This window comes from Paraburkholderia phymatum, from assembly GCF_038900715.1.
Taxonomy (GTDB): domain Bacteria; phylum Pseudomonadota; class Gammaproteobacteria; order Burkholderiales; family Burkholderiaceae; genus Paraburkholderia; species Paraburkholderia phymatum_A.
Window position 1 is genome coordinate 51,424 of sequence record NZ_JAYMRZ010000022.1, and the last position, 15,880, is coordinate 67,303.

Below are 15,880 nucleotides of genomic sequence, written 5' to 3' on the forward strand. Positions count from 1 at the left end.
TACTCGGCGACCTCGAAACACGGGAATCGGAGCAACCTTCATCGCACCGCCCCCGCTAATGCGGGTGATAGTGCGCGCAGTCTTTTCTCTCCGCGGCTCCCGTCCGCGTCGGGTGCGGCGTCGAACCAGACAAGATAGGGATCCGGCTTGACCGGTCCATCGGCCGTGTACATGATTTCAAACTGTCCATTCTTCATCGAACGGCCGAGACGTGGGGTGAGATAGCTGTGCTGGTTTTCTGGATCAATTCGAACGGGGCCCTGCGGCGCGTCGAGGCGACACGTTGACACGATTTCGCGAACACGGTTGACGTTGGACGTTCCGGCCGCGCGAATCGCCTGTGCCAGTAAATGCACAGCAATATACGACGCTTCTCCATCCGCTGAAGTAATCGACGCAGAGCCATAACGTGACCGATACCTCTCGACAAAAGCGCGATTCGTGGCACTCTCGATGCTTTGAAAATAGACCGACGAACAGATATGGCCCACGCGCGCTTCAGCTCTCACCGCCTGCAGCCCCATCTCGCACAGGTTACAACTGGCGATAGGCGGCGCATCGGCAAGCGGAATGTGAGCCTCACATAGCGACTCAACGTTGCCATGCAGCAGCGCAGGCACCGATGCCCCAATAAGTGACGAAAATACGAAATCGGGCTTGAGTGCGCGAATCTCCTCGACAATCCGCTTGACGTCGGTCGCTCCAACAGGCACGTAACGCTCGGCGAGCAGACGGCCACCCCGCGACTCGGCGATTTCGCGCATCACGCGGTTGCTCTCCCACGACCACACGTAGTCGGAGCCGATTGCATAGATACGCTTGCCATGAGTCGACATCATATAGTCGGAAAGCGGAGCGAGATGCTGGTTCGGCGACGCTCCGACATAGATAACATTCTCGCTACATTCGAATCCCTCGTAATGAGAGGGATACCAGAGCAACGCGTTGGAACGCTCAAACAAGGGAACAACTTCCTTACGGCTCGATGACGTATAACAGCCAACAACATGCGTCACTGCGTGCTCCATCAGGAGTTCCTGGGACAATGAGAAGTAGCGCGCAAGACTGCCTTCCGGATCCCTCGCCAGCGGTCTGAAACTAAAATCATATGTCGGGTCCTCCGCAATCTCATTCACCGCCAGCAATGCTCCTGAGAGCATGGTTCGACCGATGGAGCCGTAGGTACCGGACACGGAACATAAAATTCCTAGCGGTATGGACGATTTGCGTTCCATATGAGCAGGTGCACCGTTCAATAGCCACAAAAAAAAAGCCCACCCGACCTCGAAGGTCTGATGGGCGCTGTCGCCGTGCCCGCTCGCATTAGCAAGCGGAAAGTTGATGTTGCTTAGTAGCGGAACAATTAAGCCTGCATTGATTCGCTACCGGTGAGACTCGATCAAGTTAAGGCCAATGTACGCCTCTAAATTTGGCTTTGTCAATCATTTTTGGGGTGTCGCCAACTCGTTCGATGAGCGGACCAAAGGATGCAGAGGACACTGGCGTGCGATCCTTACGCCGCCCAAGGAACAGGTTCGACATATGCCCCCGATTGGGGCGGATATTAGAGTTTTCGCGTTGATTAGAAACGTCGACTCGGCGAGATAATCGCTCTCAGCGTCCCCTGGCGGGCCTATCCGGGATTTACGCCGCTAGCAGCATCTGTAATCACGGCTAGCAGTAATTGCCGTACTGTCCGAACAGCTCGACGTGCTGCTCGAAGCAGGCGAGATCGGCAGGTTGTGGGCCGACTTCGCTGAACGTTCGCGCTCTTCTCGCACTGGCCCGGGTGGCCCGTCGTTACGCAGTAACGAAACAGAAATTGATCAAGAAGCTGATCATCGTGGAAAACGAACGTGTTTTCGCGGAAATCGATTCCGATTCAGTGCAGTGGCAGAAGCACTTCGACGGCTCATCGTTACGCAGTAGCGGTGAGCGTCAACTACGCGATTACCCAACGACAATTACGGAGGAGCAACGTCAATACGACCGGTCATGCTGCTTGTCTGTCTAGGCGACAACGATATAGGGAGCCTGGATCGAGCGTCATCACCAAGCTTCTTCCACACCTTGGCCACTGGGCAGTCAGTGACTAAATCGGTGAAGCTGCGAATAGTGACCGCGGTTTGGCGGACAGATGGTCCCAGTTGTTCGTTCGGACATCGATAGCTGCCGAAGATAGGATGAGGACATTCGCGATGCTTTTTAAAGCAATAGAAGTGTGTCGGCCAGTATCGCCGATGAAGTCAAGGCGCGCGAGAAGGAGTATTCGCAAGGGATCGCAGCGCCGCGGGAAGTGACACCACGTCGGGCGCCTGGCGGGCGGATATCCCAACTGCAGGATCTACGATGTGGACAGCAGTTGACGGCACAATCGCGTCACCGATATCTCCATGTACGGAAAATGCGGCAAGTCCGTCAGAAGGTCGTGCAGTTCCGCGCTGGTCCCTGAAAGCGATGGGCTCTTTTGAGGGCGAGCACACCCTGAGATTTTTTCCCCAGAAAACTGAGTGGAGACAGTAACCGTGAGCGTTAAAGTTTCCTATACGAAGGATGTGCAGGAACTGCTGAAGCCCGCCGCCAACCTCGATGACAATAGTGGGTAACGCCCGTCTCAAGCAGATTTTCCACCGATTGCTGAGCGACCTGTTCAAGGCAATCGATGATCTCGACGTGACACCCGATGAAGTCTGGATTGGCGTCAACTATTGCAATAAGCTCGGCCAGGACGGAGAAGCGGCGTTGCTCGCGGCCGGCGTCGGACTGGAGAAGTTTTTCGACAAACGCATGGACGCTGGCAACAAGGCAGCGGTACCGCTTGCGGTCGGGCTGTCAATGGCCGAAGGCGTCCCTATCGCCAACTCGAACCGGAGAAGGCGTTCGAGGTGACAGATTTCGAACGTATCTGTTTCATCCCAATCGGTGGTCATCTCAACGCGAATCGTGATTTTCATCTCCAACTCCGGCGGCTATGATTGCCGGAATCCTGGGCGCCCCTGCGCTAAAACCCCATCGCTGTGAGCGGCGGTCATCGTTTCCGGTATGGTTGGGGTGCGGATCTGACGCTCGGTACGCGCTACGAAGTCAGGATCGGTTACGTCTATTCGAATTCCTCAAGACCAGTCGTTCATACATGACCACCGGCTGCCGAATGCAAACGAACAGCATGCCGTCTGGAGGCGTCTCCCCGCCTCGACGGTGCTCGATGTCTGAGGCTTTTCGCGAAACGCTGATATGACGGTGGATCACGCTTTCGACATTGACAGCGTCTCATGCGTCCATGCCTTCGAAGAATGGGTGTTATTCGCCCAAGCTACCTACCGGCCCGACGTTCGTTCTCCGATGATGAGACCCAAGACGAGCCCACGGCTCGCCGACCTTAACCGATACACCCCTGAGTAACTAACGGGAGACTCATCATGTCGCTCCAGAACAGGCTCGACGCATTCAAGGCCGATTTCAAGGCGGGCAAGCCGCCATACAACGCGCCGCCCGAAATCCATCCGATCATGGAACGCGCCACGGCCGAACTGATCGCGAGCGGACAGGCAGCCCGCGCCATCCAGGCAGGAGACCGCGCGCCGCAGTTCCGCCTCAACGATCAGGACGGCAACGAAGTGTCGTCGGAAGAACTGCTTGCGAAGGGACCGCTCATCGTCACGTTCTACCGCGGCGTCTGGTGTCCGTACTGTAATCTTGAACTCCAGGCCATCAACGAAGTCCTGCCGCAAATCACGGCGCTCGGCGCGAGCGTCGTCGCCATTTCGCCGCAGACGGCCGTCAACAGCCGCAAGTCTGTGCGCACGAATGAACTGGGCTTTCCGGTGCTGAGCGACGTCGGGAACGACACGGCAGCGGCGTTTGGCCTGCGCTTCAATTTGCCCGACTATCTGATCCAGTTGTACAAAAACCTCAAGAACGATCTGCCGGCGTTTAACGGCGACCCGAGCTGGACGCTGCCGATGCCCGCACGATACGTCATCGGCCAGAATGGTGTCGTGCTGTACGCTGAAGTCAACCCCGATTACACGCATCGTCCCGATCCGTCGGAAATGCTCCCGGTCCTCGAAAAGACACGCGACATCTGACGCGTCGCCCGCCGTGCCGCCTGGCGCGGCGCGGCCTTCTGTGACTTTCGGAGAATCAACATGGCTGCACGCACCTTCCTCATCACGGGCGCAACCAAGGGTATCGGGCGAGCGCTCTCCGAGCGTCTCTCGCGAACCGGCCATCAGGTGATCGGTCTCGCACGCGAGCACGTCGACTTCCCCGGCGAACTCGTGCGGGTGAACCTCGCAGATCGCGAAGCGACCGCGGCCGCGCTCGAGGATCTGAGTCGCCGGCATGCGATAGACGGCGTCGTCAACAACGTCGGCCTCGTCCGCCCTCAGTACATCGGCAACGTCAGTCTTGACGACCTTGACGATGTCTTGTCGCTCAATCTCCACCCGGCCGTGCAGACCGTCCAGGCGCTGCTGCCCGGTATGCGCGAACGTCGCTGGGGACGGGTTGTCAATGTCTCTAGCCTGACCGTCCTTGGCATCGTTCAGCGAACCGCCTACGCAGCCGCGAAGGCCGCGCTCGTGAGCTTCGCGCGATCGTGGGCGCTGGAACTCGCCGATAGTGGCATTACGGTGAACGCCGTAGCGCCGGGCCCGACCGAAACGGAACTGTTTCGCGCTAACAACGCGCCGGGCAGCGAGGGCGAACGACGCTACCTCGCCGCAGTCCCCATGGGACGCTTTGGGCAGCCCGACGAAATCGCGGCAGCGATCTCGTTCCTGCTCTCGGAAGATGCAGGCTTCATCACAGGTCAGACGCTGTACGTGGACGGAGGCGCGTCCATCGGCAAAGCCCCGTTTTGATCGACGACCGCTTCGGCCCGAGTGAAGCAACGCCGCAGCGGGCCGAAAACGACGCGAGCGTTAGCGCTCAAGCGCTCGACGTGCCGGGTTGCCCGCTGGCAGATTGAGCCAGCGCCTCCTCGACGAATGCAACGAATGCCCGAGCCCTCGCCGTCACCAGACGTCCCGAAGGAAAGACCGCCCACAGGTCGACGGGTGGCAAGGTCCAGTCGGTCAACACGGCCTGCGCCTCGCCCGACGCAAGCTCGGGAGAAAACATCCAGTGCGACGCGACGGCAAGCCCCATTCCGCCGAGCACCGCTTTTCGCATGCCTTCGGCTGCGCTCACGCGGACGCGTCCGGAGACGGTCACATCAACGTTGCTGCCGTCCTGGGTGAACGTCCATGTCTCGCCGCCGCCACGCTGCGAATAAACGATCGCCTGATGATGGCTAAGGTCGGCGGGCGTCATCGGCATGCCTGACCGCGCGAAATAGTCGGGTGTGCCGACGACGAGCCGCGGGCTTCGTCCAATGCGCCGCGCCGTCATTGCGGAATCCGCTAGCAAGCCCATCCGCAACGCGACATCCATTCCCTCCTCCAGAAGATCGATGTTGCGATCATCGAGCACAAGGTCGATTTCCAGCTTCGGATGCCGCCCGAGGAACGTGTTCAGTGAAGGCAGCACGTGAAGACACGCGAACGTCACGGCCGCGCTCACGCGCAGCTTGCCCGACAGGCTATCGGATGCGTGGCGGACGACCTGTTCGGCCTCGTCGGCCTCCCTGATCGCAAGCTTCGCATGCTCGTAGAACCGCTGGCCAGCGTCCGTCATCGTCAGACCGCGCGTCGAACGCAGGATGAGCCGCGCACCCAGCCGCTCTTCGAGTTGCGCAACGGATTTGGAAATGGCGGGCTGGCCGACGTTCATACGCTTCGCCGCGGCCGAGAACGAACCCGCCTCGGCAACGCTGATGAAGATTTCCATTGCAGCCAATCGATCCATACTGCGCTTCTCCCCTTCTCGTCGAGGTCGTTATTTCACGGTAGCGGCTATGCACACGAAGGTTCAGTCACCGAAGAATTCGATCGCCTGTCCGTTCAGCCGCGGACAATCGACGACCACACCCAGGCAGCGCCCGCATTTGTAGTCGAATGCGACCACGCCATCCTGGGCAGTGCAATAGAGATGGCCGTCGGGCCCGAACCGCAATCCGCGCGGGCGGCGAAACGGCACGTCGGATGGCGCAGAGAATACACGTACCAACATCCCGCTGCGTCCGTCGTATTCTCTAACAGATGCAGCGGCTGCCGGCGAGCCGAACGGAAACTCGCTGGACACCAGTACATTGCCCTCTGGCGCGATAGCGAGATCCAGCGGACTCATTGCGTCGTCGATCGCAAACCGGTCGTTGATCAGCATGCCGCTCGGCGTCAATTGCAGGATTGCATTTGCGCCCCACCCATCCAGCCCGACACCCGACGCGACAAACAGAGATCCGCCGCCGGCAAACGCGAATCCGCGCGGAAACGGCACGACGCCAGGTGTCAATATCGGCGCCCCTGCGCCGTCGAGATCGGATGGAAACGCGGCGATGGTTCGCTGGGAGCGCAACCCGACGTAATAGCGTCCGTCCGGGCCGAGGTTGCCGCCGCCGGCGTTCAGGCCCGGGATATGGCAGCTGTCGAATTGAACTTCGCCCTGCGAGTCGAGCGCGAGAACGCGGTCGTCGCCGCTGTTGACATACAGCAATTGACCGTCCGCACTCACTCGCAGCCCGCGCGGATCAGTGATCCGAGGGTCGTCGCTGAAGGCGCCCAGCGCAATCCCATCCATCGAGAAGGCCAGTACCTGGCCATACCCGTTTCCGTTTGCGCCGGACGCGCTCGTCACCAGTATCTTCATGTCGCCGTTCCCGTTCCATTTGATCGTCGAACGTCACGCATCACGCATCACGCACCATATGCGTTGCGTTCGATTGCGAAATACGCGTGCCCCATTCGACGACCGATGGCGCGATCATGCCCGCAAGCGTGAACTCCCCATAGCAGATCGCCGGCATAAGTGCCATTCCGCGCGAGCATGGCGGTTCGGGCACGTCGATCGAGTTCGCCCCATGTACGGCTGAGGCCGCCGGGGCATGCGGCATGCCCGTGTGGAATGACACTTATCGCCGCCAGCCCCCTTCTGCCTGCACATTCTTGCAACCATGATTCGCCCATCTTCAACGCTCAACCCGAGGATGAACGAATGAACAAGCTGTTTAGCCGCACCAACGTCGGCCCCTTCGAACTCGATCACCGTGTCGTGCTCGCGCCGCTCACCCGGATGCGCACCGAGGAAGGCAACGTCCCCGGTGATCTCATGATCGAGTACTACTCGCAACGCGCGTCCAAAGGCGGCCTGCTGATTACCGATGCGACGGCCGTGTCGTCGCTTGGCATCGCGTACGTCGACGCGCCCGGCATCTACACCGATGCTCAGGTCAAGGGCTGGAAACGCGTGATCGATGCCGTGCACGCGAAGGACGCGCGAATCTTCCTGCAGATGTGGCACGCGGGACGCCAGGCACATCCCGTCAACACGGGCGGAACCACTCCCGTGGCGCCGTCGGCCTTGCGCTCGCTCGAACATGCGGCCATTCGCGACGAGAGCGGCAACATCTCAGAAGCCGAACTCGTCGTGCCACGCGCGCTCGAACTTGCCGAAATTCCGCGCATCGTCGAACAGTTCCGTCGCAGTGCCGTGCTCGCGAAAGAAGCTGGCTTCGACGGTGTCGAACTTCATGGCGCAAATGGCTATCTCTTCGAGCAATTCCTGCTGGATGGCACGAACCACCGCACCGACGCATACGGCGGTTCGATCGAAAACCGTGCGCGGTTTCTGTTCGATACGCTCGACACGGTCGTCGCGGTGTGGGGTCCCGGTCGCGTCGCCCTCCGCCTCTCGCCCAGCGGCACGTACGGCACGATGTCCGACAGCGACCCGCATGCCACTTTCGGCTATGTGGCCGAGAGGCTGAACAGCTATGACCTCGCGTATCTGCACGTGATCGAGCCGCGCATTCGCGGGATTGTCGAGCAGGAAACGAGTGAATCCGACGTTACGTCGAAAGATATGCGTCGCATCTACAAAGGCACGCTCATCGTCGCGGGCGGCTTTACGGGGGAAAGCGCCGAACAGATCATCGTCGACGGCAATGCGGACCTCGTTGCGTTCGGGCGCATGTTCATCTCTAACCCCGATTTGCCAGAGCGTCTGCGCACGGGCAAGCCACTCGCTCACTACGACCGCTCGACGTTCTATGGAGGCGATGCGCACGGCTATACCGACTACGCCTTCCATCCGCAGATCGACGCTGCCTAGTCGAACTTCTACGACGTAGAGGCCGAAACGGACGGAACACCCGTTTCGGGCCAGCTTCAACGAAGCGCGAAGTGGCATGGAATTCGAGAAACGAAGGACAACATCATGAATCGACTTGCAGACAGAACAGCCGTCATCACGGGCGGCAGCAGCGGCATCGGCCTTGCCACTGCACAACGATTCGTCGACGAAGGCGCGTATGTATTCATCGTCGGCAGGCGGCAAGCTGAACTCGACAAGGCCGTGCAGCAGATCGGCCGCAATGTATCGGCCGTGCAAGCGGATGTGACGAAGCTCGAAGACCTCGATCGCCTGTATTCCGTTGTCAGGCGGGAACGCGGCAGCATCGACGTTCTTTTTGCCAATTCTGGTTCGATCGAGCACCGGACGCTCGATGAGATCACGCCCGGGCACTATGACGCGACGTTCAACGTCAACGTGCGCGGACTCATTTTCACCGTGCAGAAGGCGTTGCCGCTGATGGCCGACACAGGCACCATCATCCTGACCAGTTCGATCGCGGGCGTCAAAGGCCTGCAAGCGCATGACACCTATAGCGCGGCGAAGGCGGCCGTTCGCTCGCTCGCGCGGACATGGACCGTCGAACTCAAGGACCGTGGCATTCGCGTCAATGCAATCAGTCCGGGCGCCATCGACACGCCGATCATCGACAGCCAGGTCACCACCGCAGCGCAAGCAGACGAGCTGCGCACCAGGTTCGCCGCCGCAACGCCATTGGGACGCATCGGCCGCCCTGAGGAAATCGCGTCCGCCGTGCTGTTTCTCGCATCCGAGGACAGCAGCTTCGTCGCGGGTATCGATCTGTTCGTCGACGGTGGCCTCGCACAGGTCTGAACGATCTTTGAATCCGCGCTCGCGTTGCAAGCGAAGTGTCATCGCTCGCTATCTCGCCACGCCATCGACGTCGCAACATTTTCATCAACAGCAGGGTGCCGCCGGACCGACGCGACAAGCAACGTCAAACAGGCTGCCAGCAAGGCGACGTCCTTGAGCAAGAACTGCTCGACGAGCGTCGATACGATCGGAAAGCCAGTCGCACTTGTCAGCGTAATGCCTGGCGTGCTGAAGACGAACGACGTCGTCAGCACAAACGTCAACGCCGCCATTGCGGCCCCTATCGCCGACGCGATGGGAACCACCGATCCCGCAGTCAGTATCGCCGCGGTGAGCAGTTCGATCGTCCCGATGATTCTCGCTTCGCCGATCACGCCGAACACATGCAACCAGCTGATGAACGGGCTGTGCGAAATCAGCGGCGCAATTGAGTCAGCGGCGTACGGCGTAAATTTCTGAATGCCGAACCATATGAAAATCGCCACCATCGACCATCGAAGGAGAGCCAGATGATGATTGTTCGTGCCGCGTTCGGCCACCCGGAATCGCATGGACATAGTTCGCTCCTCTGTTATCGCGACGGGATCGGACCGCGTCGCGTTTTCATCTCGATTGGCGTATCGGGGCGAGCGGTCAAGCCCGCCCCGGCTCGCGCGTTACTTCACCGGCGGAAAATCGACGGTGGTGTCGTTGATACGGTTAAACGTGTTGGTGAAGATGGTCAGCGCGATCGCCAGCGAGATGTCCGCCAACTGCGTCTCCGTGTATTGCGCTGCGCGGATTGCGTCGAAGTCGGCCCGCGAAAGCGTGCCGCTCGTGAATTGCAGCTTGCGAACGAAGGCGACGAGGGCATCGCGCTTCGTATCGCCCGTCGGCTCGCCCGCCCGGATGCGGTTGATCGTGTCCGCGCTGAGACCGGCCATCTTCCCGAGCATCACGTGAGCAGCGACGCAGTAGTCGCAGCCCGTCAGCTCGCTGACCAGCAGCTTGATCGTTTCCAGATCCTGCTTGCTGAGACTGCTCGCGGCCAGCGCGCCTTCGGCATTGAGGACGGCGGACAAGGACGCAGGCGCGAGATGGCCGAGCGCGGCAAACAGATTGGGGACGGTTCCGCCCGCGACTTTTTTGACCTGTGCGTAGACTTCGGCGGTAGCGCCCGTTGCGGACCTGGTATCGGGAATGGAGATGCGGCTCATCGTGAGACTCCTCGTAAAAGGTTGAAGTGGAGTCGTCACTTTAGGTTCACGAGATGATCTTGTAGAGACTCGAAAAGGTTAATAGCATGCTCAAAAGTACCGATCAGGCCGTAAATGCGCGAAAACATGGATTGGCTTAGCCAGTTGCTCGGGATCATCACCGTGACGGGCGAACTCGAAATTCGCTGCGCGTATGGTGCGCCGTGGCGCATCTCATACGGGCAATCTGCGGAACGCGAGATTCCCTTTCACGTCGTTTTAAGTGGCACCGCGACACTCGAAAGTCACGGCGAGCTGTCCTCGCAGCAACTCGGCCCCGGCGATATCGTCTTGTTGCCACATGGCTCGGCACACGTGCTGCACGACGGCAGCGGGGCGGCGCCGTCGCCAGCGCATGTCAGAGAGACGGCAAACTTTGTGATCAGCGAGAATTCCGGTTCGGGCGAACAGCTCGATATGCTTTGCGGACGCTTCATTGTCGAAGCGCCCCACGATCGCATCATCGGCCAATATCTTCCTCGAACACTGCTCGTACGCTCGAAAGAATCAGGCGCCTATGCCAACACCGCCTCCGCTATTGACCAGTTGACAAGCCTCGTTCATCTGATGAGGCTCGAATCTCAGGAATCGAAGCTTGGCGGATTCGCGATGCTGAATGCGCTTTCGTCAGCGCTATTCACATTAACGCTGCGCGTTGCAAGCGAGTCCTCGCAGGCACCTACGGGCCTGCTCGCATTGGCCGGCCATCCGCGTCTCTTTCCGGCCATGTCGGCCATGTTGCAAGAGCCGGCGAAACAGTGGACGTTGCCGATGCTCGCGCAACTTTGCAACATGTCGCGCACTACGTTCATGCGGCACTTCGAAACGGTGCTCGGGCGTTCTGCCACTGATCTGCTGGCGGACATCAGAATGAGCATTGCAGCTAACGCACTCAGGAATCCCTCGCTCGGCACGGAAGCCGTGGCTGAACTCGTCGGGTATCAATCCATCGCTGCGTTTCGCAGGATCTTCACACAACGAACGGGTAACACGCCTGGCGAATGGCGACGCAACGCACGTCAGGTTGCCTGAAGAGGCACGGCGAGCCGGATCGGCCGCAACACGGTCAATGGCAGTCGTGCGTCGTCAAGTCGAGAATGGTCCGCTGAGGCACGCGTTACTTAACCGGCAGGGCAAGCGCGTTATCTAGGCACGTAGCAGGTGTCGCTTGAGCGCGAAGTGCTGACGGATTGGCCCGAAGCATGATAAGAAACCTGCGTGCGTTCAGGATCGCGAAAGCCCCGCATGCGTCGCTCACGTTCACGCGTCGGCTGATGACTGTTTTCAGCCCGGTTATTGATCCGCGCGCTGGCTTTGACGAAAACGTGCTTGACGTGAGCCAGTGCGGGAATCCCGGCCTTCGCTGCCGGATAACTGCGCAGTTGATCGGTCACGATCTTGCGCGGAACCTCAGAGCGCGAGGCAAGCACACGCTTGAAAAACCGCTTCGCGGCGGCCTTGCCGCGACGCTTCTGTAGCAGGATATCGAGTTCGGCACCGTGTTGATCGACGGCGCGTCACAACAGATAAGACTCGCCGCGTAACGCCACAAATACTTCGTCAAGGTGCCATGTGGTGCCGGGCTTGCGATGCGTCGCTTTCACACCGTGTGCGAAGCGCGCGCCGAATTTATCGCACCAGCATCGGATCGTTTCGTAACTGACGATAACCCCGCGCTCGAACAACAGTTCTTCGATATCGCGCAGGCTGAGCTGAAACCTGAAATACCAACGCACCGCGCAACTGATCACCGATGCCGGAAAGCGATGGCCGTGGTACAGCGATTTTGCGTTTTTCATCACGCGATCTTACTCGACCATCTCGGCAACGTGACAGTGCCATCTCATCTAATCCGACATATCAGGCACGAAGATTGCGACCGCGCCGTAGTGTCCAGATCTGGACACTACCCCTGCCCTATCCTGCATAGACGTGTAGTCTCTAACCTCGTGAACATCCACTTCATCAAACACTGGCTGAAAAATCCCGCCACCGTGGGCGCGATCGCGCCATCTTCCCCGTACCTGGCGCGCGCAATGGCGCAGCCGGCCGACCAGTTTGATACGATTATTGAACTTGGCGCCGGCACGGGCGTCATTACCGATGCGCTCATCGAGCGCAACCCTTCGGCAAGGCTGATAGCCTTCGAACTGGACCCTGCACTGGCTGGCAAGCTTGCCGCGCGACATCCCGGCATTGAAGTTGTCGCTGGCTCCTTTCACGAACAGGCGCACATTCTGGATTCGTTGCCGGAGCGCGCCCTGATCGTCTCGGCGCTGCCGTTTCGCTCGCTGCCGAAGGAGGTTATTCGCCCGACGACTATGATTCTCGCGAAGTTTCTCATGCAGAATGTCGCGCGCAGCCTCGTGCAGTTCACCTATCAGCCTAGAACGCCATTTGATGTCCCGACGAGTCTCACCTGGCGCTGGCGGCGTGTCATCTGGCGCAACGCGCCGCCAGCCGGCGTTTGGGAACTCCGGCAAGGTTAAGCCCCGCCAGCATGATGCTGGCCGAACTCCGTCACATGCCTGCCCTTCGCAAGGCGTCGCCGGCAAGATCCCGGCCATCGCGCGCAATGCGGTCGCCGAATACGGCGCGAATGCGCGCGACGCCGCTATCGGCCGCGCAAGACGACGTCCGTCTTCCGGCACGCCTTACATCGGCGGCGCAACCCCGTCCTTCTCTACGACGACGCGCTGTGCCACATACGTTCCCTGCGATGCGGGTGTGGCCACAACGAATACTTTCTTTCCGGGCGCGAGGTCGGTATGCGCGGCAGGCGTAAACGTGACGATGGGCACGTTGGGCGGCACTGTGACCACGTTATTACCGCCCTTGTACGACAGCTTCAGATCACGCCCGCTCGTGCCTTGCACGACGGTATCGACGTTCGCGTTCGTCATCGAGCTGTTCGGCCCAAGATCCCACGCGTAATGTCCTTCGCCTGTGCCGCGCGCGGACTCGGGGAACACCACGACTTCCGTCGCGGTCAACTTTCCATCCGTCCCCGTCGTTGCGGCCGTGCCGATGAACGTGCCCGGCTTGATATCGGACAACTGCATCGGCTTGACGGCTGAGACAGCGACTGCCGGCTTGACTTCGATCGACACCGTGTCGCCGCTGCGCCGATGGACCTTGAGCGTATCGCCGTCGAGCGACACGATTTCCCCACGGATGCGCGCCGGCTTCGTCGCGGGCGTCTGCGCGAACGCGGCCGATGCAAGCGTGGCTGTCAAAAGGACGGTTCCGAGTTTGATGCTAAAAGACATGGAAGCTCCCAACTGGTTGGTTCAGATGTGTAAAGGATGAAACGTCGTGCTGAAAACATCAGGTTGAAAACATCGATGCATCACGAGCCGCCGAACCAGTTGTAGCCCTGGTTCTCCCAGTAGCCGCCCGGGTACCGGTTTGTGATTTCGATCGCGACGATGTGCTTCGGGTTCGTGTAGCCGAGCTTGGTCGGCATGCGCAGCTTCATCGGGAAGCCGTACTTCGGAGGCAGAACGTCGCCATCGTAGGTGAGCGTAAGCAGCGTCTGCGCGTGCAGCGCCGTCGGCATGTCGATGCTGGTCCAGTAGTTGTCCGCGCAACGTAGCGACACGTACTTCGCGCTCGTATCCGCGCCCACGCGACGAAGGAAATCGGAGAAGCGCACACCGCCCCAGCGACCGATCGCGCTCCATCCCTCGATGCAAATATGCCGCGTGATCTGGCTTTCCTGCGGCAGCACGCGCAGTTCGTCGAGTGTCCACGTACGCTTGCCATGCACGAGGCCGCTTAGCTGCAAACGGTACGTCGCGGCATCGACTTCCGGCACCTCGTCGATGTCGTAGAACGCGTTGAACGGAAATGGCCGCGTGATCATCGACTCCGGATACGTGGGCGCGAGCTTGTTCGGATCGAACAGCAGCGCCTGCACGTCATCGTTGAAAAACGATATGCGACGCAGCGCGACATCGACCGACTTGTCGTTGCTCAGATCACAGCCCGACAGCAACGCAATGCCGCCCAACGTCAGCAAGCGTTGACCGAACAGGCGTCGCGCCGGCGATTTGAGTTCGCGCTGCGCGTCGCGGATGATCGACTCGCCGTGTGTCGCGAGAAAAGAGCCTGCCTTTGGAGTTCGCTTCCGGATCGTCATGATTCAGCGCCCCCGGATCATCAGCAACAGCGAGCGCGGCACCAGCACGACCATCACGAGATGCACGACGAAGAACGCCACCAGCACGCTCATACAGCCGAAATGAACAACGCGTGCATTGTCGTATCCGCCCATCAGCGCGCGCAGCAGCGGAAACTGCACCGACTTCCACACCGCGAGTCCCGACAACACGATCAGCACGATATCGGCGATCACGACGAGATAGGCAAGCTTTTGAATTGCGTTGTAATGCGCGAGATCGTCGTGCTTCAGGCGCCCGCGCAGCACTGCGCGCAGATCCGCAACGAGCTGTGTGAAACCGAGCGGCAGCAGCTTGCGACGAAAGCGTCCCGACATGAGGTTCGCCGCCAGATACACGATGAAATTCGCGACCAGCAGCCACATCACGGCGAAGTGCCACTGCAAGGCTCCCCCTAACCAGCCGCCTAGCGTAATAGAAGGAGCAAATTGAACGATGGGAAAGATCGGCGATGCGTTGTAAATCTGCCAGCCGCTCATGACCATGAGCACGACAGCCAAAGCATTGATCCAGTGCGTGATACGCACCCACCCCGGTTGAACCGTGTTGTGACTCAAGACCACTCCAGGTTTGATGGCGTTTATCGGAGCGCTGCGCGACACGACCCGCAACAGCAGGGCGCGCGGATTCGCGAGACGTACAGTGCGACTCAACCTGCTAACGCAATCGATGAGCGGTTATTCCGTCGCTGTTTAAGATTTTTTTCTTGCAACTGACTTACGCCGGCGGCACTGCCGCGAATTGTCGTGATCGACGGGCCAAGGACAGTTGTCGGTAAGCTGTCGGTAGCCGGGTGGCGCTGCTCGTTCGCAGCGCGATCACCTTGCGCGGACCGAAGGGCAACCGACGAATTTCATGGAGCGGCACGCGCGACTCGTCCGCATCGCTCGCTAAAGGTCGCCCCGACAATTGTCAAAACCGGTCCAAAGCCCGGATTGCCGCCATAGGTTCAGCCATCCGCGAGAAAGCCGCGGACCAGGGCGATCGTCGCTTGTGGGCTTTCCTCCATCACCCAATGGCCTGAGTCCCGTATGACGCTCTCTCGCACGTCGTCTGCAGCGGACCGCATCACCACCGCCATGGTGGTGCCGAAGGACTTCTCGCCGCCGACCGCCAGCACGGGCATCCGCAGCCGTGCGCCCGTGGCGAGCCACGCGCGGTTGTCGTCCGCATCCTGATCGAAGGCCGCGAATTGCGCAAAGCCGGCGCGCATGGCGCCAGGCAACGCGTAGAGTTCGGCGTAGTGAACCCTTGCCTCCTCATCGAACCTCGCGGGATCGGCGGAGAATTCGTTCCAGAAACGGTCGAGATAGATGCGCTCGCGACGCATAACCGCAGTTCGAATCGAGCGTTCACGTGTTCGCGCGTTCATTCGGACGCGCATCGCTTATCGCTTCC

14 protein-coding genes and 3 pseudogenes are annotated in these 15,880 nt (G+C 60.0%); 7 read left to right on the top strand and 10 right to left on the bottom strand.

Features of this window, described 5'->3' with window-relative positions:
* Positions 1-38: 38 nt before the first annotated feature.
* Complete coding sequence (locus tag VSR68_RS31905; RefSeq protein ID WP_342943605.1) at positions 39-1,235, bottom strand: transporter substrate-binding domain-containing protein; 1,197 nt, start codon at positions 1,233-1,235, stop codon at positions 39-41.
* A gap of 1,290 nt (positions 1,236-2,525) precedes the next feature.
* Here VSR68_RS31905 and VSR68_RS31915 point away from each other — a divergent pair.
* The 3 genes and pseudogenes from VSR68_RS31915 to VSR68_RS31925 all read left to right on the top strand — a co-directional run.
* A pseudogene (locus VSR68_RS31915) lies at positions 2,526-2,808 on the top strand (dioxygenase); the annotation flags it as partial.
* A 611-nt stretch (positions 2,809-3,419) separates the two neighbouring features.
* On the top strand, positions 3,420-4,088 hold the full coding sequence (locus tag VSR68_RS31920) for a peroxiredoxin-like family protein (protein WP_342943606.1): 669 nt from the start codon (positions 3,420-3,422) through the stop codon (positions 4,086-4,088).
* Positions 4,089-4,148: 60 nt separating this feature from the next.
* Entirely contained in the window at positions 4,149-4,865 is a 717-nt protein-coding gene (locus VSR68_RS31925; RefSeq protein ID WP_342943607.1) for an SDR family oxidoreductase, read from the top strand.
* A 67-nt stretch (positions 4,866-4,932) separates the two neighbouring features.
* On the opposite strand, the gene VSR68_RS31930 is transcribed toward VSR68_RS31925, so the two are convergent.
* Both VSR68_RS31930 and VSR68_RS31935 read right to left on the bottom strand, forming a co-directional pair.
* Entirely contained in the window at positions 4,933-5,850 is a 918-nt protein-coding gene (locus tag VSR68_RS31930; RefSeq protein WP_342943608.1) for a LysR family transcriptional regulator, read from the bottom strand.
* A 63-nt stretch (positions 5,851-5,913) separates the two neighbouring features.
* On the bottom strand, positions 5,914-6,750 hold the full coding sequence (locus VSR68_RS31935) for a hypothetical protein (protein WP_342943609.1): 837 nt from the start codon (positions 6,748-6,750) through the stop codon (positions 5,914-5,916).
* Between the two features lie 345 nt (positions 6,751-7,095).
* Between VSR68_RS31935 and VSR68_RS31940 the strand changes: the two genes are divergently transcribed.
* Positions 7,096-8,211 carry an alkene reductase gene (locus VSR68_RS31940; protein WP_342943610.1) on the top strand — a complete coding sequence of 372 codons (1,116 nt, stop codon included), beginning with the start codon at positions 7,096-7,098 and terminating at the stop codon, positions 8,209-8,211.
* A gap of 105 nt (positions 8,212-8,316) precedes the next feature.
* Positions 8,317-9,066, top strand: coding sequence for a glucose 1-dehydrogenase (locus tag VSR68_RS31945; protein ID WP_342943611.1), 750 nt, complete (start codon positions 8,317-8,319; stop codon positions 9,064-9,066).
* A 38-nt stretch (positions 9,067-9,104) separates the two neighbouring features.
* Here the strand turns inward: VSR68_RS31945 and VSR68_RS31950 are convergent, their stop codons facing one another.
* Positions 9,105-9,623 (bottom strand): DUF417 family protein, encoded by a 519-nt coding sequence (locus tag VSR68_RS31950; protein ID WP_342943612.1) that lies wholly within the window; start codon positions 9,621-9,623, stop codon positions 9,105-9,107.
* A 99-nt stretch (positions 9,624-9,722) separates the two neighbouring features.
* Complete coding sequence (locus VSR68_RS31955; protein ID WP_342943613.1) at positions 9,723-10,262, bottom strand: carboxymuconolactone decarboxylase family protein; 540 nt, start codon at positions 10,260-10,262, stop codon at positions 9,723-9,725.
* A 114-nt stretch (positions 10,263-10,376) separates the two neighbouring features.
* On the opposite strand from VSR68_RS31955, the gene VSR68_RS31960 reads away from it, so the two are divergent.
* Positions 10,377-11,333, top strand: coding sequence for an AraC family transcriptional regulator (locus tag VSR68_RS31960; RefSeq protein ID WP_342943614.1), 957 nt, complete (start codon positions 10,377-10,379; stop codon positions 11,331-11,333).
* A 117-nt stretch (positions 11,334-11,450) separates the two neighbouring features.
* Here VSR68_RS31960 and VSR68_RS31965 read toward each other — a convergent pair.
* Positions 11,451-12,100, bottom strand: a pseudogene (locus tag VSR68_RS31965) (IS6 family transposase); the annotation flags it as partial.
* Positions 12,101-12,250: 150 nt separating this feature from the next.
* Between VSR68_RS31965 and VSR68_RS31970 the strand changes: the two are divergent.
* Entirely contained in the window at positions 12,251-12,790 is a 540-nt protein-coding gene (locus VSR68_RS31970) for a class I SAM-dependent methyltransferase (protein ID WP_342943615.1), read from the top strand.
* A gap of 165 nt (positions 12,791-12,955) precedes the next feature.
* Here VSR68_RS31970 and VSR68_RS31975 read toward each other — a convergent pair whose 3' ends face one another.
* From VSR68_RS31975 to VSR68_RS31990, 4 genes and pseudogenes are all read right to left on the bottom strand, one after another.
* On the bottom strand, positions 12,956-13,570 hold the full coding sequence (locus VSR68_RS31975; RefSeq protein WP_342943616.1) for a hypothetical protein: 615 nt from the start codon (positions 13,568-13,570) through the stop codon (positions 12,956-12,958).
* An 80-nt stretch (positions 13,571-13,650) separates the two neighbouring features.
* The gene (locus VSR68_RS31980) at positions 13,651-14,442 is read right to left on the bottom strand and encodes a molybdopterin-dependent oxidoreductase (RefSeq protein WP_342943617.1); all 792 of its coding nucleotides are present in this window, start codon (positions 14,440-14,442) and stop codon (positions 13,651-13,653) included.
* Positions 14,443-14,445: 3 nt separating this feature from the next.
* A complete protein-coding gene (locus tag VSR68_RS31985; RefSeq protein WP_342943618.1) occupies positions 14,446-15,039 on the bottom strand; it encodes a cytochrome b/b6 domain-containing protein in 594 nt (197 codons plus the stop codon).
* Between the two features lie 392 nt (positions 15,040-15,431).
* Positions 15,432-15,815, bottom strand: a pseudogene (locus VSR68_RS31990) (alpha/beta fold hydrolase); the annotation flags it as partial.
* Positions 15,816-15,880: the final 65 nt, after the last annotated feature.